Genomic DNA, 23,511 nt, shown 5'->3' on the forward strand with positions numbered 1-23,511 from the left:
TCCTTTTTATAAACAACTCGAAATTACTTTATTACTCTTCCTTCAATGCATCAGCACCGGTTACTATTTCTATTAGCTCTTGAGTAATTGAAGCTTGACGTGCCTTATTATATTCAATGGTCAATATTCTGACCACTTCTTCAGCGTTTTCGGTAGCATTCCGCATAGCATTCTGGCGTGCGTAGAGCTCACTAATTTTCGTCTCAAAAGCTAAAGAATACAAAACACTTGAAGCGTAAAATTCAACAAGTGCGTTTTGGAAACTCTCTTCAGATGGCTCGAATTCGTACCTGTCGCCTTTTTCAGTTGATCCTGATACTGAACTTGTTTCTACCTGTATAGGTGTCAAATCGTACACGTCTGGGACCTGAGCTAATTTATTTTTAAACCTTCCGTATATGACCTTTACCTTTCCAGCGCCGTTTGCTAGCAAGTCGTTAACCAATGTTTTAGTGAAATCAAAGGTTGGTGTTTCATATACGTGCTCGTATATTCGAACAACTTTCGGATTATTTCTAAAAACAGGCGCAATCTTTGCTCCGACGATGTACAGTTGATCGAAATTTTCCTTCTTATCGAGTGAAATCGCCCTTTTTGCAATCTCAGTTGGGAATGAACCGCACAATCCCATATCGGTCCCTATGACAATAAGGACCTTTTTGCCGTTTCCCGTCACGAACGGATGTTTGACTTCAAAATGGACACGCGCGACTATTTTTTTAGTCTCATTGAGGAACTCCCGTGCCATCTGAAGTCTTTTTTCGACCTTCTTAATGCGGGCAGTTGAGACCATTTCCATGGCTTTTGTTATCTTTTGGAGTGACTGTGTAGCGTTGATTTTTCTTTTTATTTGAAGCAGTTTACCTCTGCTCATTTAATATCACTTCCCGTAAACCTTTACAAACTCTTCTTTGAACTCCTTGACTATGCTATGCAGTTTCTCTTCCAATTCTTTTGAAATCTGCTTTGTCGTCCTTATTTCGTCCAATATTTCTTTGTACTTTTCCTTTACAAATTTCAAGAATCCATCTTCGAATGGACGGACCGCAGATAGCGGCAGGTCGTCGAGATAGCCATTAACACCTGCAAATAGTACCACGACTTGCTCTTCAACTTCCATAGGGCTGTATTGCGGTTGTTTCATGAGCTCCATCAATCTCTGACCTCTTGTTATTTGAGCTTGCGTAGCTGGATCAAGCTCGGTTGCAAACTGAGCAAATGTTTCAAGCTCGCGGTACTGCGCCAAATCGAGCTTCAAAGAACCTGCGACTTGCTTCATTGCTTTGATTTGCGCAGCTCCACCGACACGAGAAACTGACAGACCTATGTTAACGGCAGGTCTTTGTCCTGCGTAAAACAGGTTAGGTTCAAGGTATATCTGACCATCTGTGATGGAAATAACGTTTGTTGGAATATAAGCAGAAATATCGTTTGCCTGCGTCTCAATTATTGGAAGAGCGGTCAGAGAACCGCCTCCGTAATCCTCATTCAACCTTGCCGCACGTTCAAGTAATCTTGAGTGCAAGTAGAACACATCACCAGGGTAGGCTTCCCTTCCAGGTGGCCTTCTCAAAAGCAACGAAATTTGCCTGTAAGCAACCGCGTGCTTCGACAGGTCGTCGTAAACTACGAGCGCGTCCTTCCCATTGAACATAAAGTATTCGCCCATTGCACAACCGGCGTACGGTGCAAGGTACTGCAATGTTGCAGGGTCAGACGAAGCCGCAACAACAACGGTTGTGTATTCCATAGCACCTGTTTGCCTGAGCTTTTCGACTATTCTTGCCACTGCAGAGGCTTTTTGCCCTATTGCAACGTAGATACAATATACTCCTTTACCTTTTTGGTTGATAATTGTATCTATTGCTATAGCTGTCTTACCTGTCTGCCTATCTCCGATTATTAGTTCCCTTTGCCCTCTTCCAATGGGTATCAAAGAATCTATAACTTTGAGACCTGTTTGAAGTGGCGTATCGACAGGTTTCCTATAAATAACACCAGGCGCCTTAAATTCCACAGGTCTTGTTTCTTTGTACTCAATAGGGCCAAGTCCATCGAGCGGTTCTCCAAGAGGATTGACGACACGACCAAGGAGCCCTTCTCCAACAGGAATTTCCATGATTCTATTAAGCCTTCGAACCGTATGACCTTCTTTTATCTCTTTGTAATCACCGAGTATAATGATACCAACGTTATCTTCTTCCAGGTTGAAAGCCAATCCTTTGGTACCGGTTTCTACAAATTCAACCATTTCGTTGGCCATTACGTTGTTCAATCCATAAACTCTTGCTATGCCATCTCCGACTTGTATAACCTTTCCAACATCTTCAAGCTTTATCTCTTCTTGATATTCTGCTATTTTACTTTCCAATACTCTAACAATCTCTCCAGGGTTTAATCTCAAGGTATCACCCCTCTCTTCTCAGCACGTTGCGGGCCAAGTTCTCAAGTCTTCCTTTGATGCTTGCGTCAAACCTTTTACCAGCAAATTCCATAACAACCCCTGCAATCAAATCTTCGTTTACGGCCATGCTGAAAACAGGTTCTCTACCTGTGTATCTTCTAACAAAGTCGGCCAGCAATCTTTCTTCTTCACCCGTGAGTTCGATAGCTGCTGTCAAATTGACAGGTATCAAGCCTTTGTCTTCAAGCATGGTGTAATCGAAAAATGTAGCAATTTGTTTGATGTACTTAAGTCTCTTGTTAGCAATTAGAAGGTAAACGAAACGGCTAAAAACATGATCTACTGTTAATCCAAGCTCGTTCATTATTTGGCAGACGACTTGTGCACGGTTTTCCGGTTTTATCGCCTGATTGTTTAGAAAGACAGACATGTAGTCGTATATTTGTGTAAAAACTTTCAAGTTTTCCTTGTATTCTTCCGTTTTGTTATTAACTTTTGAAACGTTATACAAAGCCATTGCATATTTACTCGCTATAGCCGAGTATATCATTTTTCATGCTCCCTTATGATTTTCATAAGGTATTCTCTTTTTGCCTTTTCATCAACGACATCCTTGAGTACCTTCATCGCAAGGCTAATAGCAAGTTCCGTTGCAATGGATTGGACTTGGGAGATAGCTTCTTGCTTTTGCCTTTCTATTTCTGCTTGTGCATTTATTATAACCTTTTCAGCTTCTTTTTGAGCTCTTTGTTTAGCTTCATCGACAATCTTTTCCGCTTCCCTCTCTGCTGCAGCTATGATTTGTTCTGCCTTTTGCCGTGCAGCTTTGAGTTCCTCTTCTGCTTGCTTTTTCATTGCATCAGCGCTTTTACGGAGCTGTTCGGCTTCAGCCAGGTCACCCTCTATTTTTTCTCTCCGTTTATCCATCATGGAAAAGAAAGGCTTGTAAAGAAGCTTGTTCAACATCCACAACAAAAACAAAAAGCTCAGAAGTTGAACAGCAGAGGTTAAATTGATCTCAAAAAGATCCATAAGGACCGCCTCACAACGCGAAGAGTATCAAGAACGCAATAACAAGGGAATAGATACCTGTTGTTTCAGCAATAGCATCTGCGAGAATCATACGCGTTGTTATGACGTTCGTAAGCTCTGGCTGTCTGGCAATAGCATCCATAGCGTGTGCACCAATACTACCTTCACCGACACCAGGACCAATAGCACCAATACCCATAGCAAGCCCTGCACCTATGGCTTTACCCGCTACCATAATCGCTTTTGCAAGTTCTGCAGAAAATTCCATAAGCACTCCCTCCTCACAATAAGTTTAAGTTCGGATAGTATATTACTGCCTCTTCATATGCATCCACTAACCTTCGATCTGAGAAGACATGTAAGCAATTGCTAACGTGGAGAAAACAAAAGCTTGAATTAAGCCAGAGAATATTCCGAAATATGCCCACAGAAATGGTGGTAGGAACATATACTTTACAAGATAACTGATAACGAGTACCAGTATACCTCCACCTGTTATGTTACCAAAAAGACGCATCGCATGAGAAAGCGGTTTTGCAAGCTCACCCACGATGTTCATCGGAAGCATAAAGGCAACGGGTTCAAGGAATCCCTTCAGCCAGCCTTTAACACCCTTTGTCTTTATGGCAAAATACTGACTAATGATGAAAACCATAACTGCATACGTAAGATTCGTGTTTAAATCCCCTGTTGGTGGGAACCATGTATCGTTGAATAAAACAAACTTGACAGCCCTTGTTCCATTTTCAGCTATCGATACATCTACAGAAACTCCGGGAATAAATCCTCCAATAAGATTTGAAACGGCAATGTACAAAAACAAAGTCATAGAGATTTTGAAAACCGTTCTTGCATACTTTTCATTAGGAACGCTACTTTCCACAATCTCGTATAGAAAATCCATGAGGGATTCGGCAAACGCCTGCTTTCTATTGGGAATAAGTTTAAATTCCTTGTGAACGGACTTTGCAAAGGCAATTATGATGGCAACTACAGCAACAGACATGATTACAGTCATCGGGTTAATTCGGTAATACCAAGCATCTTTAGGACCAAACTGAACGATCCAGCGATTTGCTATATTTTTAAGCGCTTCTGAGGGTGGAGCGGTCATTAACTTGGCATTTAAGAGTCCCACGACAGTGTAGATTACCAAGAAAATAATCAGCTGAATTTTCGCCTTCTTACTCATCTTCTTCTTGCTCAAAGTTTCCACCTCCAGGCAAAGAGAAATACAACTATTTTTAGACTCATCAATCCAGCGAAAACACCCAAAATACCCTCTGCCGGATCATTTGAAACAACGGCTGCTAACAAAAAGAGCGATGAATAAAGTGCATATCTCAAAAAATAGCCTGTTCTGAAATACCCTTTTCCAAACTTGAAGTATCGATCTTTTGTAGTGATAATTGAGATTAATCCAATTATAACACCTGTTTCGCCTATAATCACACCAAGTGCAAAATCAAATTGCTTCAATGCAGCTCCTATCAGGAAAAATACAAGCGAAATGAAGGACGAGTAAATAATCATTTTCTTGACGAAACCTACAACTACTTGCTTGTCAGAACTATTCATCGTTTTGTTTGCCATCGTCTTTACTCTTTTCTTGATCCTTTGATATAGCCAAGTCCTCAGTCTTTTGTTTCTCAATTTTATCATATCTTTCGAGCTCTTTGATAATATAGGTTATCCCGTTGTATACACCTGATAATGTTCCAAGCACAATGAAGATAATCTTAAAAATCTTCGTTGTGGAAAATAGGCCATCTAAAAAAGCCCCAAGAAGGTAACCAACCAAGACATTCGCTATTATTGTGAATCCCAATCCCGAGATAAGGTTCAGTTTTGTAAGCTCTTTGCCAAGACCTTTTGCCGTACCAGACTTCTTGTGTTTATAAACATCTCCAGACAAGCTTTTCATTCCTTCAAATAATAATTAATTCCCTCGGAAGGCTGGTTAATATTTCGCAGCCATTTTCTCTAACTACAACGTCTTCCTCAATCCTTATACCAAATTCACCTTCGAGGTATATGCCCGGTTCTACTGTAACAACCTGCCCAGGTTGCAAGGGCTTGTCCCATCTGAAACTAAGCCCTGGATTTTCATGTACTTCAAGACCTAGGCCGTGACCTAAACCATGGCCGAAATATTCACCGTATCCAGCCTCTTGAATGTAATTTCTTGCTATAGCATCTATTTCTTTTCCGGTAACGCCGGCTTTTATAGCATCCAGTGCTTTCTGTTGAGCTTCAAATACTATCCTGTGCACTTCCTTGACGTTGGAAGAAGGTTCTCCTACACAAAATACACGTGTTAGGTCACTGTTGTAGCCTTTATACCTTGCTCCCCAATCAACAACAACAGGCTCACCTTTTTCAATACTTTTATCAGAAGCGCGCCCGTGTGGAAGGGCTCCCCTGTAACCAGATGCGATAATAGTATCAAATGCGATATCATCCGCTCCCAGTAATTTCATTTGGTATTCAAGATAAGCTGCGAGTTCTTTTTCTTTGATACCAGGTTTCGCAATTTCCAACATCTTTTTGAATGCTTCCTGAGCAATCTCTACAGCAACTTCTATCTTTTCTATTTCATCTTCATCTTTGACAGACCTAACATCAACAACTAAGGATGATATATCCTCGAACTCGCAGTCGTTGAGCTTATCTTTCAGAGTTTCAAAAATGCTTGCAGAAATCCTTTCTTTTTCAATTGCTATTTTTCTCAAATCTAAGTTCTTGATTAACTCAACAACGGTATCCAAAAAACTTCTTGGTGGTACGTACTTTACCAATTCAAAGGTGCTTTCTTCCTTGACTTGTGTCCAGTACCTTGAGTCAGTTATAATTATATGCCTTCTTGGCGTAATCAAAAGTGCAGAAAAACTTCCCGTAAAACCGGACAGATATCTAGTAGTAACAGTATTAGAGTTTTCGATATTAATAACAACTATAGCGTCTACTTCCTTTTCAAAAACGCGTTCCTTTACTTTCTCTAGTTTTGAATTTGTCGCTCTCATATAACTTTCCTCCTTTGATTTCTAAGCCTATACTACCAATCTTTGCCGATTTCGAATTTTGTTTTTTCTTGGCGTGCTCGGCGGGACTTGAACCCGCAATCTTCGGATCCGGAGTCCGACGCTCTATCCAATTGAGCTACGAGCACGCGCCGATTGATGATTATTTGATTAAGCTAGTTCTTATAGATATACATCAATTATTTTACCACGACTTTGAAAAGAGTGACAATTTTTTCCAATCCTTCAATATCTAATTCTGACAAAAGTAGTCTATATTCTTCATTCATTATAACCGATTCTGGGAGTTTTTCAAGCGACTCAAGAGCTTGACAAAAATCTCTCCAAACTCTGTATACGAAAATACCATTTTTGAACAATGTATAAGCGATGTATAGATCTTTTGAAAACCCTATGCCTTGCCTTACTGAGAACGCTTCGACAAATGGAACTTCTATAAAAAGTGCAAAATCGCATGAAATTTGCCTTGGTTCTATCACTTCATGTTTTCTTAATTCAACAGCGCTTGTAGGGTTTTGGATATACTCAAGGAGTAATTGCTCCGCACTAAACCTATCGTCGTCCTTCTTCTCAAAAGTTTTTGCCATTTTAGTGGTTACCCTCTCATCTACAAATAATACGCGCTTGCCGCGGTCTTTTACTTTAAGCGCGAACTTTATCACTTCAAATGTTTGTGTTGAATAATTTCCGCTCATAGAAAGAGGCAAGCCGAAAACAACAGTATCGAAGTTCTCGATTTTTCTTAATAATTCCGATGTTTTCAGCGTCCCACTTTCTGATACAAACACGCTTCCAACTGCATAGCCAGATTTACTTTTTCCATAGTCAACCACTATAAATGACATTTTCTGTTCTCCTTGTTTGTAATTTAAATTATTATTTCTGAATCGTACAAGTATCTTTCATCGATGAGTTTAAACATCTCTTTTACATTGAGCGATTCTATTTGAAGTGTGTATCTTTCAAAATATCCCAATTCTATATCACGCTCTTTGAGTCTTGTTATCTTTTCTGGCTCGAAATCAACCGCACGAACTAAATTGTCTCTAATACCATCAAGGTCCTTGTAAACACTCTTTATGACCCCCTTCGGTACGTTATAATTACCAAGGAATTGCTCAAATTCTTCCATTTTCATTGGCAGGTATATATTCAACTCTTCGATGATTTTTTGAAGCTCTTCTTTAGAGGGAAAAAGTTTTTTTAGCGAATCACGTTTTCTAAAAACATCTTGCTTTGAGTAGTTAAGTTGTAGCAGTACATTTCCTTCACCACTAACTGTATCGATTATTTCGCTCAGTGTGTACGGGAAGTCGAAAAGCCTAACTTCGACTTTTCCAAAAAGTGAAGGCAAGGAATCATTGTTGGTTGATGAGACTAACCGCTTTACTTTTCTCTTTCTTACCAGATGGGAAATTATCAACCTCTGGAATGGCTCAAGTTGAGATGAGTAAAAAACCGTATCCCTGCTTGATACTCGCTTTATGTAGTTGTTGAAAAAGATTTCTACCGAGTTATGTGTAGAGAAGAGATAAACCAACGGAGAGTTAGAATTATTCAATGATTTAGGTTGGTTTCTCTTATCTTCGATCGAAAAATCGCTCTTTCCAATAACTTCGTACACTGGGAGGTTTGATTCAAATGTATACAATGTTGTGAAAAACGCCCTGTTCCCAAACATTCTAAGAATCTTTTCATAAAGATCTGGTTCGAATTTGCTCAAAAACTGAATTTCGTTGAGCACAACAAAATCAAAATCAGAGATGGAATTGATAAACTTTTCTGCATATACAGCGTTGGTTATTAAGTGCCTTCCATCAACACGATTGATTGAGTTTGCCAAAGTCAATCCCGATATATTGTGCCTTTGCAGGCTTTCATACACGTGCATTGCTTCTGTGCTAGAAGGATTGATAATGAGAGTCCTGCCCTTTCTCATCAAGTGGAAGAAGAACGCATTTCTGTACGGTATATCAAACCGTATCAACGCAGGCCTTTTTACATCACTAAGCTCCGCAACGCGGGGTAATCTCTGGTATACATCATCTTCGATTCGATGTTGATCATAATCTTCTTCTTTTTGTTGTCGCCAATTTGATATGAACGAGTGAATAAAGGTTCTATCAGCTAAATCTTCATCGTTAACGTGGGTGACTCTTAAGTCCAACAGATTTAACTGTAACCCTGTTTCTCCCATCCTCAAATTACCGACAACGTCCATCCTGAGGAATTGTGGCTGCAATCCATACAATTCAGACGGTTGAATTTTTAAGCCAAAGCCCACACCTTCTATACTTTTATTGTTACCTTTTAACGTCACACGTACATTGTACCCAGTCTCACCAAAAATCTTAAGCCTTTCTACAGCGCTGTTCTGAATCAAGAATACGGGTTCTGGATTGCCATGTCCGTATGGCTCAAGCAACTCAATTGCTTTTATGATACTGTCGTCAATCTCATCAATTGTTATCTTTTCGTCAATCATAACAACCGGTTCAACCCTTACGTCATCCTCTGTTACATGTGTCTTAATCGCTTCAATTAACTCGGGTATTTTTTCTTCCTTAAGACTAAAACCTAAGGCCATTGTGTGACCACCAAAATCCTCAAAAATGTCTCTGAACCTTTCAAGAAGCTCTATTATATTCACCCCTTGCACACTTCTCGCAGAACCCCTTGCAATACCATCTTCTTCGACGGAGATAACCATCACAGGCTTGTTGTAGAGATGAACCAACCTTGTCGCAACAATACCAATAACGCCCAAATGCCATCCGCGGCCATAGGCAACAACAATTGGAAGTGAGCTCAGTCCCTTTTCTTCGACCATTTGGACAGCTTCATTGTAGATCTTTGCCTCTATGCTTTGCCTCGTCGTATTGTATCCAAGCAACAGCTCAGCAAGTTCCGTAGCACTTGCTTCATCTTTAGTGATGATGAGCCTGAACGCATCGTCTGGAGAATCGAGCCGTCCGGCAGCATTCAACTTTGGAGCTATTCGGTAGCCAATATCACGGGAGCTTATCATCGATATTCCGAGTTTTTGAACTAAACGAACGATACCGAGTTTTGCAGTGTTGTTTAACCTTTTAAGTCCTTCTTTAACTATGTACCGGTTCTCGTCAAGTAGTTCAACCATGTCAGCAACCGTACCCAGTGCAACAAGGTCAAGCAATTCATCAACAACAGCAGGGTGGATGTTAAGCTTTTCAGCTAATGCCGATACAAGCTTGTAAGCCACACCAACACCTGCAAATTCCCTGAAAGGATATTCTTCATCATGGCGTTTTGGATTAACAATAGCATCAGCATTTGGAAGAGTTTCTTTAGGCTGGTGATGATCGGTGATAACAACCTTCATCCCAAGTTCTTTGGCTTTTTCAATAGCCTCGAATGCTGTGATTCCACAGTCCACAGTTAAAAGTACTCTTACACCGCTTTTGTAGGCATCTTCTACGAATTGTGGTTGAATACCGTAGCCGTCATCTGCACGCTTAGGAATGTAATAATCGACATCCCAACCATTCTCAGAAAGGAACGTGTACAAAACAGCAGTTCCAGTTATTCCATCAACATCGTAATCACCGTGTACCATAACTTTTTCGCTGTTATCTCTCGCTTTTAAAAGTATTTCAACAGATTTGTCCATATCCTTCAATAAAAAAGGTGAACGCAAAACCTTCCTTGTCGGATACAAGAAATTCCGAGCTTGTTCGGAGGTCTTTATACCCCGAAGCACCAACAACTTTGCCACCAAACGATCAATCTCCAGCTCTCTTGTAAGCTGGTCGACAAGTGATTCATCAACCTCTCTTAATTCCCATCTCATCAGCTCCTCAACCTTTCTTTCTTAGATTTTTAAATTCTACTTTGAATTTTACCACAAATTCAGAGTTTTTGGCTATGTAACAAGGTTAAATTTCAGAAAAAATCAAAAATTCTTAGTTCGCTTTACGAATTAAAAGTGTTATAATTATTTTGCGTGTTGTTAGATAAACAAGACAAGGGGTGAGGAAGAGTATGAAAACACTTATAAAGGGAGGAACACTCGTAACAATTACATCTGGTACATTTGTTGGTGATATCCTTATTGAAAACGGAAAGATCGCGAAAATAGGTAAATCTATTAAGTTGAAAGACAAAATGGTTGAGGTTGTCGATGCAGCTGGGAAATTCGTCCTTCCAGGATTTATAGACGCACACTCACATATTGGTCTGTTTGAAGAGGGAATAGGATTTGTTCAGGATGGAAACGAAATGACAGATCCTGTAACCCCAGATGTCCGTGCAATTGACGCTTTCAATCCGTACGATACGGCCATTAAACGTGCTTTAAATGGTGGCTTTACGACCGTTATGATAGTTCCTGGAAGTGCAAATGTCATCGGTGGACAAGGTGCTATCTTAAAATTTAAGTCACATATCGTTGATCATTGTATAGTAAAATCACCAGCCGGTTTGAAGATGGCTACAGGTGAGAACCCAAAAAGAGTTTACGGTGAGATGAAGAAGATGCCCTCTACTAGAATGGGAATCGCCGCGGTGATGAGAAACTACTTCATGAAAGTCCAAGATTATATGGAGAAGAAAAAAAGAGCTTTGGAAAAAGATGGTGTTTTTCTCGATAGAGACCCGAAGCTCGAGATTGGGGAACTGGTGCTGAAAGGTGAAATTCCAGCACGCATCCATGCACACAGAGCACAGGACATCGTCACAGCTATACGAATTGCCAAAGAGTTTGGTTTTAAACTAGTAATAGAACACGGCACAGAGGCTTACAAAGTAGCTGATTACCTTGTTGAAAATAACGTCCCTGTCGTCGTTGGACCACATGATTTTAGAAGCAAAATAGAACTCAAAGACCTGACTTATGAAAATGTGAGAATTCTCAATGAAAAAGGTGTGCTGACGGCAATTATGGTTGACCATCCAGTAATACACTTGGAGTTCGCAAATGTCCACGCAGCTTTAGCGATGAAGTACGGCGCAAAAAGAGAAGACCTTCTGAAGATGTTGACAATAAACCCAGCAAAGATTCTTGGGATTGATGACAGAGTTGGATCACTGGAACCAGGGAAGGATGCGGATATTGTTATATGGGATAATGACCCATTCCTACCACAAGCAAGAGTTGAAAAAGTCTTCATCGAAGGACAGGAAGTTAAATGGTGGGGTCAACTACCCCCGACTGAAGTCGAGGGCTTGTAAAAGCCCTGGTTGACCAGCCTAAGCACCGGACCCGAAGGACAAGGGGACGAAGGTGCTACGTTGGTAGTAGGCTCAAGACCCACTCCGGGATGCTTCTCCAGTCCCGGACCCTGGAAGTGCTGGTTGCAGACAACCTTTGGGGTGTGGGCGAAACGGACCAGCACACGCGCCGGCTACCAACATTGGCGAGGAGAGTGCTAAAGTGAGTCCGCTTTAGCGCGTCACAAGGCCCGTAAGGGCATTTTCATGGAGTGATAAGTATGGTGTTTGTGTTGGACAAAAACAAAAAGCCTCTGATGCCCTGTTCAGAAAAGCGCGCAAGACAGTTAGTCGTGGCAGGGCAGTGGTTCACAAAATGCATCCGTTCACTATACGTCTAAAAGACAGAACAGTACAGCAAAGCGAGTTACAACCTTTAAGATTAAAACTCGACCAAGGAGCGAAGGTTACTGGTCTTTCAGTTTTGCGAGAAGACGGAGATGTAGCAGAAACAGTTTTTCTTTGCGAGATACACCACAAAACAGACATAAAGCAAAAACTTGATGCCAGATGTGCTGTTCGTCGAAGCAGAAGAAACAGAAAGACTAGATATCGAAAGCCTAGGTTTCTAAATCGCAGACGGCCTGAAGGGTGGCTGCCACCATCGTTCAAAGCAAGAGTAAACCAGCTTATAAATGCGGTAAGGAAACTGACAAAGCTGTTGCCAATAAGTGCAATATCCATCGAAGATGCAAAGTTTGATACTCAAAAGTTGCAAAATCCAGAGATTTCTGGTATCGAATACCAACGAGGCACGCTTTTTGGCTACGAGGTAAGGGAATATCTTTTGGAAAAGTGGGGACGAAAGTGTGCGTACTGTGGTAGAAGTGACGTACCACTGGAAATCGACCACATCGTACCAAGGTCAAGAGGTGGCACAGATAGAGTATCAAATCTAACACTTGCTTGCCGTGAGTGTAACCAAAAGAAGGGCAACAAAACAGCTGCTGAGTTTGGATACCCACATGTTGAAGAGCAGGCAAGGCAAACATACAAGCAACCAGCATTCATGAATTCAATACGCTCATATCTGAGCAAATCATTAAGCGGTTTTGGAATACCAGCTGAATACGAAACAGGAGCGCTAACAAAGGCAAATCGCATTCGTCTGGGGTTTCCCAAAGAGCACTATTTCGATGCATGTTGTGTTGGTGAGAGTACACCGAGTGAGATTCGTATAACACAAAGCTATGTGCAAATATGGCGTGCAGTTGGTCGTGGTACAAGGCAGATGTGTAATACAGATAAGTTTGGTTTCCCACGTGGGCATAGACAAAGACGTAAGAAACACTTTGGTTTTCAAACTGGAGATATAGTTAAAGCTATTGTGCCACGAGGAAAGTACGCTGGCATTTGGGTAGGTGCAGTAGCAGTGAGAGGAAGTGGATTTTTCGACATTAAGGATACGAATGGCAAAAGGATTTGTCAGGGAATAAGTTATAAGTACTGCAAGCTGATTCAAATAGCTGATGGTTGGCAATATAGCAAGAGGAAAGCAAACTATTCCAAGTCTCACACGACAGAAGTCGCGTGCCTCTAAGTCGGAGGTGAATAATTCTGATGATCACGCTCGGCACACCAAAGGTATTTATAACCTACGCAATCCCTGAAAAAGGAATCGAAATACTGAAAGAAAAGTTTGAAGTTGATGTATACTATGGTGAAGATTTTTTGGGAAAAGAAGAACTTCTTAAGCGAGCAAAATCCGCGGACGCTGTAATCACACAACTTAGAGATCCAATAGATGCAGAATTCATAAATAATTTAGAGAGAACAAAAATCATAGCGAACTACGCTGTTGGATATAACAACATTGATGTGGAAGCAGCGACTAAGAAAGGTATCTTTGTAACTCACACACCAGGTGTTTTGACGGAAGCAACTGCCGACATAGCGTTCGCACTTATTTTGGCTGTTGCAAGACGTATAGTAGAGGCAGACAAATTCGTGCGAGAAGGTAATTTCGTAGGATGGAAGCCAAAATTGTTCCTCGGGTACGATTTGTACGGTAAGACGTTAGGTATTATTGGCATGGGTAGAATAGGACAAGCGGTGGCCAGGCGAGCCTTGGGATTTGGAATGAGGATCGTGTACTTCAACAGGCACCGACTACCCGAAGAAATAGAAAGACAGTACAATGCTGAATACGTCGATTTGGATTCACTTATCGAAACCTCAGACTTCATCTCAATCCATACACCGCTGACGAAAGAAACGTATCACCTCATAGATGCTAATCGAATTGCTAAAATGAAGTCAAATGCTATTTTGATTAATACAGCCAGAGGACCCGTTGTTGATGAGAAGGCCCTCTACGAGGCTCTTAAAGAAAGAAAAATTGCAGGAGCTGGTTTTGATGTTTATGAAAACGAACCCCAGCTCACACCTGGTTTAGAAAAATTAGATAACGTAGTACTCTTACCACACATAGGTTCTGCAACTTACGAAACAAGAGATCGAATGTCAGAAATGGTAGCACTCAATGTAATTTACGCCTTAGAAGGTAAGATTCCACCAAACCTTGTTCCAGAACAAAAATCAATATTCCAAGGGTAATAAAAAAGACCTCCAGCAGCAAGCCGGAGGTCTTTCTTTCTATATCAAGCTTTCTTAACAGCTTTAGCCATCTCAATCGCAAGCTTTCTTAAGCGGTTGAAATCCTCCTCTTTTGGCGTGAATTGAACTTCAACAGGTTCACCAACCAGTTCCCATTTGTTCTTTTGGATGTACTCAACTAATCCCTTCACTCCTCCACCACTCCAACCGTATGTTCCAAAAACGCCGAAGACTCTGTTGGGAAGTCCCTTGTGAGATAAATTAATTACCAAGTTCTCCATAGGTGGGAAGATCCAGTTATTGTAAGTGCATGTTCCGAGTATTACACCCTTAAATCTCCAGATTTCATTAATGATGAACGATTCGTGTGTTGTTGATGTGTTCATGACTCTAATGTTCTTAACTCCTTCTTCTGCAAGGACTCTCGCAATATAGTCCGCCATCTTTTCGGTGCTCCCATACATAGTTCCGTAGGCTATAACAACACCCTCTTCATATTCATATTTGCTCCACCTATCATATGCACTTATTATATGATTTGGATCTGTTCTCCATACAGGGCCATGGGTGGAACACACGATTTTGATTTCGAGCCCTGAGAGCTTTTGAAGAGCTTTTTGAACCATCGGACCAAATTTACCGACGATATTTGAATAGTACCGCCTTATTTCGTTTTCAAAGTAATCAACATCCACTTCATCATCAAAAATGCCACCATCAAGTGAGCCAAAACCGCCGAAAGCGTCACCAGAGAACAAGATTTTATCCTTCAACTCGTAAGTCATCATTGTCTCTGGCCAGTGAACCATAGGGGTCATATAAAATTTCAAAGTCCTACTGCCAAGATTAATTTCATCGCCTTCTTTTACTTCGTGGAAATTCGCTTCCAAGTGATACATGGCTTTTATAAATTCAAATGTCTTTTTGTTCCCGACGATCTTCACATTCGGGAAAGCGTGAACTATCGATGATATAGCTCCCGAGTGATCAGGCTCCATATGATTTATTATCAAGTAATCAAGAGGTTTTCCATCGAGGATTTGAGCAATCTTCTCAATATACTCCTTCATCTTGCTAACCTTGACAGTATCAATAAGTGCGGTTTTTTCATCGACCACAAGGTATGAGTTGTATGAAACACCTTTTGTCAAAGGCCAAATGTTTTCAAACAAGTGCGTGTCTCTGTCATTTACGCCAACATAGTAAACACCGTCAACAATCTTTGCCACAATCTCCATCATCAGCACCTCCAAAGGAGACGATTTTACAAATTAACGCTCAATCTGATTATATCAAACCTTTCATGTTATATCAAGTCTAATGTTTAACAAAATAAACCAACGAAACAAATAAAGTTTTAAGTATCGTACTCGTTTTTGAACTTGAATCTAACTTTTGCTAATTCTTTTAACTGATTTTTTCAAAAGTTTTTGACGATTGTTAATTAACAACTAACCTTTTAGCTTCACATATATCCCAACAAGGCAGGTGTACGGCTTTATAATCCTTTCATAGTATAGCATATCTTTATACGCATGTTCATTGCCAATTGTGAGCCAGTCTACCCACGCAGCTTCAAAACCATCCATTTCCCACGTCACTACAGAGTCTATTCTTTCGTTCTCACCAATGAGCCCCTTCCAAGTTTTAGGACTTTTAAACATCTTGGCATCATCGCCAAGCCAATCTGATAGGAGTTCTTCTACTTGTGCTGCGTATTCATCCTTCACTCCTGGAATGCCTATCAGGACCTATCCGCCGTCTTTCAAAAGTGGAAGTATTTTTTCTTGAAAAAACCCAACCTCACCACCAAAATAGTGGTAGGAATCGATGCTAATCATGGCGCTAAATATCCTTTCTTCAAAACGCAGATTATTTGCATCTTCACAAATAGGTGTTACCTTATCATCAATGCTCCATTCTGAAAATCGCTTCCAGTTTTCTTGCTCAGTTATCCAAAGATCAACTGCATAAACTTTCGCACCAGTTTCCTTTGCGATGACAAGACTTGATAGTCCTTTCCCACATCCTAAGTCAAGGACCAAATCATCAGTGCCTACTTTCAAAGGGTATTTATTTAATAACTCCTCGAGAATCACTACACAGTTTGGACCCATCATCGTTTCCGAAGAGATGTAATCTCTATAACGATTTGCTTCCAAGTATAATCACTCCGATTTCTCTAATAACACAACAGTTTCCACGTGATACGTCTGAGGGAACATATCAAAAGGCTGGACGGAGATTATTTTGTACTTTTCCTTCAGAATCGCCAAATCTCTTGCCAGAGTTGTAGGATCACACGAGATATAAGCTATTTTTTCTGGGCTGATCCGTATTATCTCTTCACACACTTCTTTTCCAGCCCCGCTCCGCGGTGGGTCAAGGACTATAATGTTGACTTTGTTATCAAACGATTTTAGATATTCTTCGACATCTGCTTCTTCAAATTTCACATTTCTCAAATTGTTTATATTCGCGTTCGCTTTCCCAGCCTTAACTGCTATATGAGAGCTCTCAACAGCTGTGACGTGTTTTGAGAGCATGGCTAAACGCATACTGAATGTTCCAACACCAGCGTAGAGGTCCAACACCCTTTCGCTACCTTTCAAATCAAGCTGTTTTGTAACGTATTCTATCATTTTAGCAGCAACATGATAGTTGTTTTGAAAAAATGCCGTCGGAGGAATTTGGAATTTTTCATAATCCATCTCTACCTCCAAAACACCTGAGCCGTAAAGCGTTTTGTACGGCCCTCTTAGTACAACGCTATCTGAGGAATTCATAACATGAATTATGGAATTTATCTGAGGAACTCTCTTCAACAGTTCTGCCCTGATAAACTTCGCTTCTTCAAATCTTTCTGTTCTAGTGACGAATATTGCCATAGTTTGGTTGTTAGAGTGAGAGTACCTCATAACCAAATGCTTAAGCATGCCTGAACGCGTTTTCGGATTGTAGATTTTAGCTTTGCTTAATTCAATAATCTCTGGGACGACCTCTAAAGCCCTGTTAAACGAGCTGGGTGATATTGGACATTCGTCAATATCGACAACTCTGTTACTATTTCTCATCTTTAATCCAAGGATAACGCCTTCCTTGTTGCTATACGAGAATGCAAACTCCATTTTATTTCTGTAACCGAATTCCAAATCGCTCGGAATTGTTCGGGCGACATCGGTTTCGATTTTTCCTATACGTTTTAATTGCTCTTTAACAATTTGAGTTTTCAATTCCAGTTGTTTCTCGTATTCCACATCCATTATCTGGCATCCGCCACAAACATTGAAATATTTGCACTTCGGTGCCCTGCGAATGTCTGACTTTTCTAGTAGATTTACCAGTCTTCCAAAAGCCAAATCAGATTTTTCTTGGAGAATTTCGATCTGTGCCAAGTCACCTGGATACGTACCTTCTACGAAGACCAACTTACCGCCCGGCAGTTTCCCGATACCGTACCCACCATATGCGTAGCGCTCTATGTAAACCGTGTAAGCTTGTCCCACATCCCTTGTGTGTTTCGAAAAGTCTTTGTCAATCATGATCCCATTCCTCCTATTAAAATCGAGTCTTTTCATCATACCAACTAATTTTAGCACATCTATTATTTTGTATCAAATTTCTGGACTATTCCGAAGTATATCGAGGCTACAAAAGCCACAGGAATGGCAAGGCCCAATGATAAAATGATGTTATTACCGACCACAGAATTATAACCTGTTGCGATGAAATCTCCTAACGACCATGCGAATCCCATAGCAACCGATGAAGCTAACGCCTTTCTGTTCGGTAGGATCTTCTGAGCTTGGACAACGTTTGCAGACATCAAAAGAAAACCAAAAAAGTCGAAAAGTACAAAGGAAATGAAAATCGAAGCAATGCCTTTACTAGATATCAACCAAAATATAGTTAGGCCCATGCCTATGAAAGCTACCAAGTCCTGCTTTTTTGCACCTATTTTTTCCATTAAAACAACGCCCAGGTAGTTGGCAAAAACGCCTGCTATCATACCGGACGTTATTAGCAAACCTGATAGTGAGATTGAATAGTGACGCACGTTCGTGATGTAAATTGGCGTGTAGGTGTGCACAACTGACATCAGAAAGCTGCGAACAGTTACGACAAGCAATATAGGTAGTAACTTCATTACCTCTTTCAAATCGAACTTCTGACTGTGAACCGTTCGGTTTGGAATGTTGATCCTTAGCAAAAACAAAGCCAGCACGACAGCGGGGAGTGCTACTAGCCAAAGTGATTCTATTGGAAAATGTGAGACGTAAAGTGAGATAAAAACAGGGCCGAGTGCGGCTCCAAGCGTTCCTGCGATTGAGAAAACAGCTACAGTTCTTCCCCCAACCTCGCCGGCCATGGAAGCCCCAAGAGGATGAAAGGCAGAGTTCGCAATCCTGACAACAAAGACTGCAGCAATGAACATCCAAAAGTTTGTCGATAAGCCTATTAGCGAAATCCCTAATGCTTCCATAACATACATCGTGAAAAGCAGACTCTTGGTGTACTTCACCCTATCAAAGAAAAATCCAAAGAAGATTTGGAAAAGACTGGCTGTGGCTGATGACAAAGCCAGGAAAGAAGTTAGCATGCGAACTTCTATCGGAAACTTTTGGATTATAAACGGCCCCAAAGGATTGAAGAACGATACGTAGAAATCTAGAAAAAAGTGTGAAAATACAGATAGAACAGACATCATGTTTAATCCCATAAACCTTTCGCACCCCTTTCCACGGTATTGTGTCGCAACGTTTGTTGTTTAAAAGTTTGCCATGCGAACAATTTAATTTTCGTTATCTATTCTAACACATGTGGTATATTCCCACAACATAAGATGTATGGTAAAATAATGTAAACAGTACCGAGGAGGAGTTCGTATGGATGGTTTTCACAAGTTATTGACTGGTGAGTGGGTCGATTCGATTACAAGACTGCCAAACCATGAATTTGCAAAAAGAATAGTTGACCAACTTAAGCAGAGTGAAGATTTGTTCTACCTCTTACATGTAAAGCTCAAATTTCAGGCAAGCAGCGATGATTTAAGAAATTTTGTGCTTTCCAGAGTTTCTTCAGTTATTAAGCACAGTGTAAGAATACCAAAGGATTTCGTTTGCAAGATGGAGGGTAATGACTTTTGCATAGTACTCCATGGAATTGATGACAAAGAAGCAAAAAAGATCGCAAGCAGGATAAAGGACTCTTTACACTACCTTTTGTTAACGTACGGGTCAGAGAAAATCCAAATAGATTGCGATATAGAGATAAGTACGGTTGGAGGTGCTAAGGATGGAGATAGGAACACGTTATGATCCAACAAATATCGAGATGAAGTGGTACAAAAAATGGCTTGAAAAAGGCTATTTCACGCCCAAAGGCACAGGTCCGAAGTATTCGATTGTTATTCCACCGCCAAATATAACTGGTAGGATTCATATGGGGCATGCCCTTAATATCACAATTCAAGATATCCTAAGCCGTTACAAGCGCATGCAAGGTTTCGATGTACTCTGGCTTCCCGGCGAAGATCACGCAGGAATTGCAACGCAAACAGCCGTTGAAAAGTATCTTGCCACGCAGGGAAGGAGTCGTAGAGATTTTACAAGAGAAGAGTTCTTGGAGATAGTATGGGATTGGGCAAATAAATATAGGGAAGAGATAAAGAAGCAGATAATGTCTATAGGGGCGTCTGTCGACTGGACTCGTGAGCGTTTTACTTTGGATGAAGGCTTGTCTAAAGCGGTTAGAAAAGTTTTTGTGGATTTGTACAAGAAAGGGTTAATTTACAAAGGAAAGTACATCGTCAACTGGTGTCATAGATGTGGAACAGTGCTCTCAGATGAAGAAGTTGAGTACCATGAAGAAGAAGGTGCGCTTTACCACATTAAGTATCCTATCAAAGGTGAAGATGATTACTTGATTATAGCAACTACCAGGCCAGAAACAATGCTTGGCGATACAGCAGTTGCAGTCCATCCATCAGATGAAAGGTATAAAAAATACGTTGGAAAGACAGCTATACTACCTTTGGTTGGTAGAGAACTCCCGATAATTGCCGATAACTACGTTGATCCATCTTTTGGAACAGGAGCGCTTAAAGTAACACCAGCACATGATCCCAACGATTATCTTATAGGGCAGAGACACAATCTGCCATTTGTAGATATCTTCGATGAAAACATCGTAATCAATGAAAATGGCGGAAAATTCAAGGGCTTAACCGCCACTGAGGCAAGAAAAGTTATAGTTGAAGAACTCGAAGCACAGGGGTATTTGGTGAAAATTGAAAAAATCAAACATTCTGTAGGACGCTGCTACAGATGTGACACAGTTGTAGAACCAAGGTTGATGGACCAATGGTTCGTGAGTATGAAACCACTGGCCAAGAGGGCAATAGAAGCCGTTGAAAATGACGAGGTCAGATTCATTCCAGAAAGATGGAAGAAAGTTTATCTCAACTGGATGTACGAAATCAGAGATTGGTGTATTAGTAGACAGCTATGGTGGGGGCATAGAATCCCTGTCTGGCAATGCCAAAACTGTGGGCACTACAACGTGTCGGAAGACGAACCGAAGTTGTGTGAGAAATGTGGTAGCACTAATTTGAGACAGGATGAAGATGTCCTTGACACATGGTTTAGCTCTGCACTCTGGCCGTTTAGTACAATGGGCTGGCCAGAAGAAACGGAAGATTTGAAGAGATACTATCCAACTGATGTCTTGGTAACGGGATTTGATATCATCTTCTTCTGGGTTGCCAGGATGATAATGATGGGCTATGAGTTTATGAACGAAAAACCATTCAGCGAAGTATATATCCATCAACTCGTCAGGGATAAATACGGAAGAAAGATGAGTAAGTCTCTCGGAAACGGAATTGATCCACTTGAAGTTATAGATGAATACGGTGCTGATCCTATGAGATTTACACTCGCTATCCTTGCAGCACAAGGCAGAGACCTGAAACTCGATGTAAGGTTCTTTGATACCTACAAGAAATTTGCCAATAAGATATGGAACGCTTCAAGGTTCGTTTTCATGAACCTTGACGACTTCGAGAAAATCGAAATACGAAAAGAACATCTGAAACTATCAGACAAATGGATTCTGTCAAGACTGCAGAAAATAATAAGAAAAGTTACAGAAGCTTTAGACAATTATGATTTCAACATAGCCGCAGGAGAGATTTACAACTTCTTCTGGGATGAATTATGTGATTGGTACATAGAAGCTGTAAAGAACAGACTTAAGAGTGAAGATAAAAGAATTGTTCAGAACGTTCTTGTTTACGTCCTTGACATGAGCTTAAGGTTATTGCATCCGTTTATGCCGTTCTTAACGGAAGAACTGTGGACAAAGCTTCCTACGGCTGAAGAGTCGATAGTTGTAGCTTCATGGCCAAGGGTATCGGAAGAATACGTAGACGAGGCAGCTGAGAAGAGGTTCGAGGAAATAATGTCTATCATCAGAGGAGTTAGAAACGTTAGAGCAGAAGTGAACGTTCCACAATCAACGAAGGTGGAACTATTCATAAAGGGTACACTTAACGAGGAAGAACAAGATTACATCAAATTCCTTGGTAATGTTTCGAATATCCAGTTCACAGAGTCAAGGCCGAAGCTCTGTGCAACGGCTTACGTGTCTTTAGATATAGAGGCTTACGTTTCCCTAGGTGAACTCATTGATGTAAGTGCAGAGGTACAACGGCTTAGAAAGAAAGTTGAAAAATTGAAAACGGATTTGGAGAAATTTGCCAAAAAACTTGAAGATGAAAACTTCCTCAAAAACGCACCTGAAGACATAGTTGAGGAAACAAAAGAAAAGCAAAAAACATTCTTGGAACAAATAAATAGGATTGAGCAAATAATCTCCGATCTGGAGGCTCAGGGATGAGGTGTGAAGCGTTTCTTGAAGTCTTAAAATACCTTTACTTCACAAGACCTTACAACACTATGAAACTCGGACTTTTCAGGATAGAGAATTTGCTCTCCAGAATGGGTAATCCCCATTCTGGAGTTAAATATTTCCATGTGACAGGCTCTAATGGAAAGGGCAGTGTAACAACTTTCCTGGAATACCTCACGTATTATCACGGACACAGCGTAACAGGTTTCTACTCACCACATCTGTCAACTATCTTGGAGAGATTCCACTACAACACAAGATACATTTCTCAAGATGAATTTGTAGAGGCAGCTTTGGAAGTTAAAAAACACGCTGAAGAAATGGATAAGTTAGGTGAGGAATTCACTCCGAGTTTTTTTGAGTACATGACAGCAATGTACTTCTATATAACGAAGAAAAGTAGAGCAGAGTACGGAAGTGTTGAGGTTGGACTAGGAGGAAGGTTCGATTCAACGAATGTTATAATCCCTGAAGTCTCTGTAATCTGCACTGTTTCTTTAGAACACACAAATGTGCTTGGTAACACTGTAGAACAAATTGCTTTTGAAAAGGCAGGGATTATAAAAGAGCAGAAACCCGTTGTCGTTGGAGCTATGCCTGACTCGGCCTTGGAAGTTATAAAACAGGTGGCAAGAGAGAAAAACTCAATGGTATACGAATATGGTAAGGATTTCTACGTCGAGCCAGTTCAATTTTCATTCAATGCAAATGTATACAACTACTACGGTAGCACAACTATCAAAAATATCAAAGTGAAACTGAACGGAAAACATCAACTGTACAACGTCGGTTTAGCTTTGAAAACTTTTGAACTAGTTGAAAAAATCGATGAAGATGGTGTGAAAAGGGCATTTGAAGAGGCATTTATTCCAGGAAGGTTTGAAATGGTCAACGACATTGTACTGGATGGTTCCCATAACCCACAAGCGGCGGAAAAATTTGCCGAAAACCTGGATCTGTATTTTCCAGAAAAGAGGAAAGCTGCGGTTTTCGGTATCGTGGATGACAAGGACAAAGAAGGCGTTTTAAAAGTGATTGGACCAAAGTTCGATACGTTGATAATAACAAGACCTCCGTCAAAAAGGGCTGAGAAAGTAGCTGAGACATACGAAATTGCTAAAAAATACTGCAAAAACGTTTTGTTTGAACGAGATTATATAAAAGCTGTCGAATTGCTTAAGACAACTGAAGCAGAAGTTAAATTTGTGACAGGTTCATTCTATTTGGTTGGATACGTACGTGATTATCTTTTAAATGGAAAAATAGGCGAAGAATTGATGATAGGAGGTGCGTAAGTGTTGGTACAGAAAGAAAAAGATG

The 23,511-nt window shown here is 40.6% G+C and carries 22 protein-coding genes and 1 tRNA gene; 6 read left to right on the forward strand and 17 right to left on the reverse strand.

All coding sequences use genetic code 11. The features are described from left to right. Nucleotides 1-31: 31 nt before the first annotated feature. The 12 genes from atpG to recJ form a co-directional block, all read right to left on the reverse strand. Nucleotides 32-874, reverse strand: a complete 843-nt coding sequence (gene atpG / locus NA23_RS03590; RefSeq protein WP_033191079.1) for an ATP synthase F1 subunit gamma — start codon at nt 872-874, stop codon at nt 32-34. Between the two features lie 6 nt (nt 875-880). After that, nucleotides 881-2,404 carry a F0F1 ATP synthase subunit alpha gene (gene atpA, locus NA23_RS03595; protein ID WP_033191078.1) on the reverse strand — a complete coding sequence of 508 codons (1,524 nt, stop codon included), beginning with the start codon at nt 2,402-2,404 and terminating at the stop codon, nt 881-883. A 4-nt stretch (nt 2,405-2,408) separates the two neighbouring features. Further along, nucleotides 2,409-2,954, reverse strand: a complete 546-nt coding sequence (locus tag NA23_RS03600) for a F0F1 ATP synthase subunit delta (protein WP_033191077.1) — start codon at nt 2,952-2,954, stop codon at nt 2,409-2,411. After that, entirely contained in the window at nt 2,951-3,436 is a 486-nt protein-coding gene (atpF, locus tag NA23_RS03605) for a F0F1 ATP synthase subunit B (protein WP_033191076.1), read from the reverse strand. Before atpF ends, NA23_RS03600 begins: the two co-directional genes overlap by 4 nt. Nucleotides 3,437-3,446: 10 nt before the next feature. Continuing rightward, nucleotides 3,447-3,704 carry a F0F1 ATP synthase subunit C gene (locus NA23_RS03610; RefSeq protein ID WP_033191075.1) on the reverse strand — a complete coding sequence of 86 codons (258 nt, stop codon included), beginning with the start codon at nt 3,702-3,704 and terminating at the stop codon, nt 3,447-3,449. Nucleotides 3,705-3,770: 66 nt separating this feature from the next. Further along, nucleotides 3,771-4,628: a F0F1 ATP synthase subunit A gene (atpB, locus tag NA23_RS03615; protein WP_033192402.1), complete on the reverse strand. Its 858-nt coding sequence runs from the start codon at nt 4,626-4,628 to the stop codon at nt 3,771-3,773. 11 nt (nt 4,629-4,639) lie between these two features. Further along, nucleotides 4,640-5,029: a hypothetical protein gene (locus tag NA23_RS03620; RefSeq protein WP_033191074.1), complete on the reverse strand. Its 390-nt coding sequence runs from the start codon at nt 5,027-5,029 to the stop codon at nt 4,640-4,642. After that, nucleotides 5,007-5,360, reverse strand: a complete 354-nt coding sequence (locus tag NA23_RS03625; RefSeq protein WP_052107050.1) for an AtpZ/AtpI family protein — start codon at nt 5,358-5,360, stop codon at nt 5,007-5,009. Before NA23_RS03625 ends, NA23_RS03620 begins: the two co-directional genes overlap by 23 nt. A gap of 4 nt (nt 5,361-5,364) precedes the next feature. Then, nucleotides 5,365-6,459: a M24 family metallopeptidase gene (locus tag NA23_RS03630; protein WP_033191073.1), complete on the reverse strand. Its 1,095-nt coding sequence runs from the start codon at nt 6,457-6,459 to the stop codon at nt 5,365-5,367. Nucleotides 6,460-6,528: 69 nt separating this feature from the next. After that, a tRNA-Arg gene (locus tag NA23_RS03635) sits at nt 6,529-6,605 on the reverse strand. A gap of 51 nt (nt 6,606-6,656) precedes the next feature. Continuing rightward, entirely contained in the window at nt 6,657-7,322 is a 666-nt protein-coding gene (gene ruvX / locus NA23_RS03640; RefSeq protein WP_033191072.1) for a Holliday junction resolvase RuvX, read from the reverse strand. Between the two features lie 23 nt (nt 7,323-7,345). Then, nucleotides 7,346-10,306, reverse strand: coding sequence for a single-stranded-DNA-specific exonuclease RecJ (recJ, locus tag NA23_RS03645; protein WP_033191071.1), 2,961 nt, complete (start codon nt 10,304-10,306; stop codon nt 7,346-7,348). Nucleotides 10,307-10,497: 191 nt separating this feature from the next. Between recJ and NA23_RS03650 the strand changes: the two genes are divergently transcribed. The 3 genes from NA23_RS03650 to NA23_RS03660 all read left to right on the forward strand — a co-directional run bounded on the left by NA23_RS03650 (nt 10,498) and on the right by NA23_RS03660 (nt 14,280). Next, nucleotides 10,498-11,685: an amidohydrolase gene (locus NA23_RS03650; protein ID WP_033191070.1), complete on the forward strand. Its 1,188-nt coding sequence runs from the start codon at nt 10,498-10,500 to the stop codon at nt 11,683-11,685. A gap of 301 nt (nt 11,686-11,986) precedes the next feature. Then, nucleotides 11,987-13,264, forward strand: a complete 1,278-nt coding sequence (iscB, locus tag NA23_RS03655; RefSeq protein ID WP_236938661.1) for an RNA-guided endonuclease IscB — start codon at nt 11,987-11,989, stop codon at nt 13,262-13,264. 20 nt (nt 13,265-13,284) lie between these two features. Next, nucleotides 13,285-14,280, forward strand: a complete 996-nt coding sequence (locus tag NA23_RS03660; protein WP_033191069.1) for a 2-hydroxyacid dehydrogenase — start codon at nt 13,285-13,287, stop codon at nt 14,278-14,280. Between the two features lie 44 nt (nt 14,281-14,324). Here NA23_RS03660 and NA23_RS03665 read toward each other — a convergent pair whose 3' ends face one another. From NA23_RS03665 to NA23_RS03685, 5 genes are all read right to left on the reverse strand, one after another. After that, nucleotides 14,325-15,518, reverse strand: coding sequence for an FprA family A-type flavoprotein (locus NA23_RS03665; RefSeq protein WP_033191068.1), 1,194 nt, complete (start codon nt 15,516-15,518; stop codon nt 14,325-14,327). Between the two features lie 213 nt (nt 15,519-15,731). Then, complete coding sequence (locus tag NA23_RS03670; protein ID WP_203225737.1) at nt 15,732-16,010, reverse strand: hypothetical protein; 279 nt, start codon at nt 16,008-16,010, stop codon at nt 15,732-15,734. 21 nt (nt 16,011-16,031) lie between these two features. Beyond that, a complete protein-coding gene (locus NA23_RS03675) occupies nt 16,032-16,442 on the reverse strand; it encodes an SAM-dependent methyltransferase (protein ID WP_203225738.1) in 411 nt (136 codons plus the stop codon). A 6-nt stretch (nt 16,443-16,448) separates the two neighbouring features. Further along, nucleotides 16,449-17,822 carry a 23S rRNA (uracil(1939)-C(5))-methyltransferase RlmD gene (gene rlmD, locus NA23_RS03680; protein ID WP_052107049.1) on the reverse strand — a complete coding sequence of 458 codons (1,374 nt, stop codon included), beginning with the start codon at nt 17,820-17,822 and terminating at the stop codon, nt 16,449-16,451. A gap of 62 nt (nt 17,823-17,884) precedes the next feature. Next, a complete protein-coding gene (locus NA23_RS03685) occupies nt 17,885-19,000 on the reverse strand; it encodes an MFS transporter (RefSeq protein ID WP_052107048.1) in 1,116 nt (371 codons plus the stop codon). 166 nt (nt 19,001-19,166) lie between these two features. Here NA23_RS03685 and NA23_RS03690 point away from each other — a divergent pair, with 166 nt between their 5' ends. The 3 genes from NA23_RS03690 to NA23_RS03700 are packed head-to-tail and all read left to right on the forward strand — an operon-like array spanning nt 19,167 to nt 23,486. After that, nucleotides 19,167-19,598 carry a diguanylate cyclase domain-containing protein gene (locus NA23_RS03690; protein WP_033191067.1) on the forward strand — a complete coding sequence of 144 codons (432 nt, stop codon included), beginning with the start codon at nt 19,167-19,169 and terminating at the stop codon, nt 19,596-19,598. Next, entirely contained in the window at nt 19,576-22,179 is a 2,604-nt protein-coding gene (locus NA23_RS03695) for a valine--tRNA ligase (RefSeq protein ID WP_033191066.1), read from the forward strand. Before NA23_RS03690 ends, NA23_RS03695 begins: the two co-directional genes overlap by 23 nt. Continuing rightward, the gene (locus NA23_RS03700; RefSeq protein ID WP_033191065.1) at nt 22,176-23,486 is read left to right on the forward strand and encodes a bifunctional folylpolyglutamate synthase/dihydrofolate synthase; all 1,311 of its coding nucleotides are present in this window, start codon (nt 22,176-22,178) and stop codon (nt 23,484-23,486) included. Before NA23_RS03695 ends, NA23_RS03700 begins: the two co-directional genes overlap by 4 nt. Nucleotides 23,487-23,511: the final 25 nt, after the last annotated feature.

It is taken from the genome of Fervidobacterium islandicum (assembly GCF_000767275.3).
In the GTDB taxonomy this organism is placed as follows: Bacteria; Thermotogota; Thermotogae; order Thermotogales; family Fervidobacteriaceae; genus Fervidobacterium; species Fervidobacterium islandicum.

What these genes read in the sequence shown, in the direction of transcription:
- rlmD (WP_052107049.1), bottom strand. Translation starts at nt 17,822, where the DNA reads ATGATTGACAAAGACTTTTCGAAACACACAAGGGATGTGGGACAAGCT.
- NA23_RS03600 (WP_033191077.1), bottom strand. Translation starts at nt 2,954, where the DNA reads ATGATATACTCGGCTATAGCGAGTAAATATGCAATGGCTTTGTATAAC.
- NA23_RS03625 (WP_052107050.1), bottom strand. Translation starts at nt 5,360, where the DNA reads ATGAAAAGCTTGTCTGGAGATGTTTATAAACACAAGAAGTCTGGTACG.
- NA23_RS03700 (WP_033191065.1), top strand. Translation starts at nt 22,176, where the DNA reads ATGAGGTGTGAAGCGTTTCTTGAAGTCTTAAAATACCTTTACTTCACA.
- atpB (WP_033192402.1), bottom strand. Translation starts at nt 4,628, where the DNA reads ATGAGTAAGAAGGCGAAAATTCAGCTGATTATTTTCTTGGTAATCTAC.
- ruvX (WP_033191072.1), bottom strand. Translation starts at nt 7,322, where the DNA reads ATGTCATTTATAGTGGTTGACTATGGAAAAAGTAAATCTGGCTATGCA.
- NA23_RS03650 (WP_033191070.1), top strand. Translation starts at nt 10,498, where the DNA reads ATGAAAACACTTATAAAGGGAGGAACACTCGTAACAATTACATCTGGT.
- NA23_RS03620 (WP_033191074.1), bottom strand. Translation starts at nt 5,029, where the DNA reads ATGGCAAACAAAACGATGAATAGTTCTGACAAGCAAGTAGTTGTAGGT.
- atpG (WP_033191079.1), bottom strand. Translation starts at nt 874, where the DNA reads ATGAGCAGAGGTAAACTGCTTCAAATAAAAAGAAAAATCAACGCTACA.
- NA23_RS03685 (WP_052107048.1), bottom strand. Translation starts at nt 19,000, where the DNA reads ATGGGATTAAACATGATGTCTGTTCTATCTGTATTTTCACACTTTTTT.
- NA23_RS03630 (WP_033191073.1), bottom strand. Translation starts at nt 6,459, where the DNA reads ATGAGAGCGACAAATTCAAAACTAGAGAAAGTAAAGGAACGCGTTTTT.
- NA23_RS03610 (WP_033191075.1), bottom strand. Translation starts at nt 3,704, where the DNA reads ATGGAATTTTCTGCAGAACTTGCAAAAGCGATTATGGTAGCGGGTAAA.
- NA23_RS03660 (WP_033191069.1), top strand. Translation starts at nt 13,285, where the DNA reads ATGATCACGCTCGGCACACCAAAGGTATTTATAACCTACGCAATCCCT.
- NA23_RS03690 (WP_033191067.1), top strand. Translation starts at nt 19,167, where the DNA reads ATGGATGGTTTTCACAAGTTATTGACTGGTGAGTGGGTCGATTCGATT.
- recJ (WP_033191071.1), bottom strand. Translation starts at nt 10,306, where the DNA reads ATGAGATGGGAATTAAGAGAGGTTGATGAATCACTTGTCGACCAGCTT.
- NA23_RS03695 (WP_033191066.1), top strand. Translation starts at nt 19,576, where the DNA reads ATGGAGATAGGAACACGTTATGATCCAACAAATATCGAGATGAAGTGG.
- NA23_RS03665 (WP_033191068.1), bottom strand. Translation starts at nt 15,518, where the DNA reads ATGGAGATTGTGGCAAAGATTGTTGACGGTGTTTACTATGTTGGCGTA.
- atpF (WP_033191076.1), bottom strand. Translation starts at nt 3,436, where the DNA reads ATGGATCTTTTTGAGATCAATTTAACCTCTGCTGTTCAACTTCTGAGC.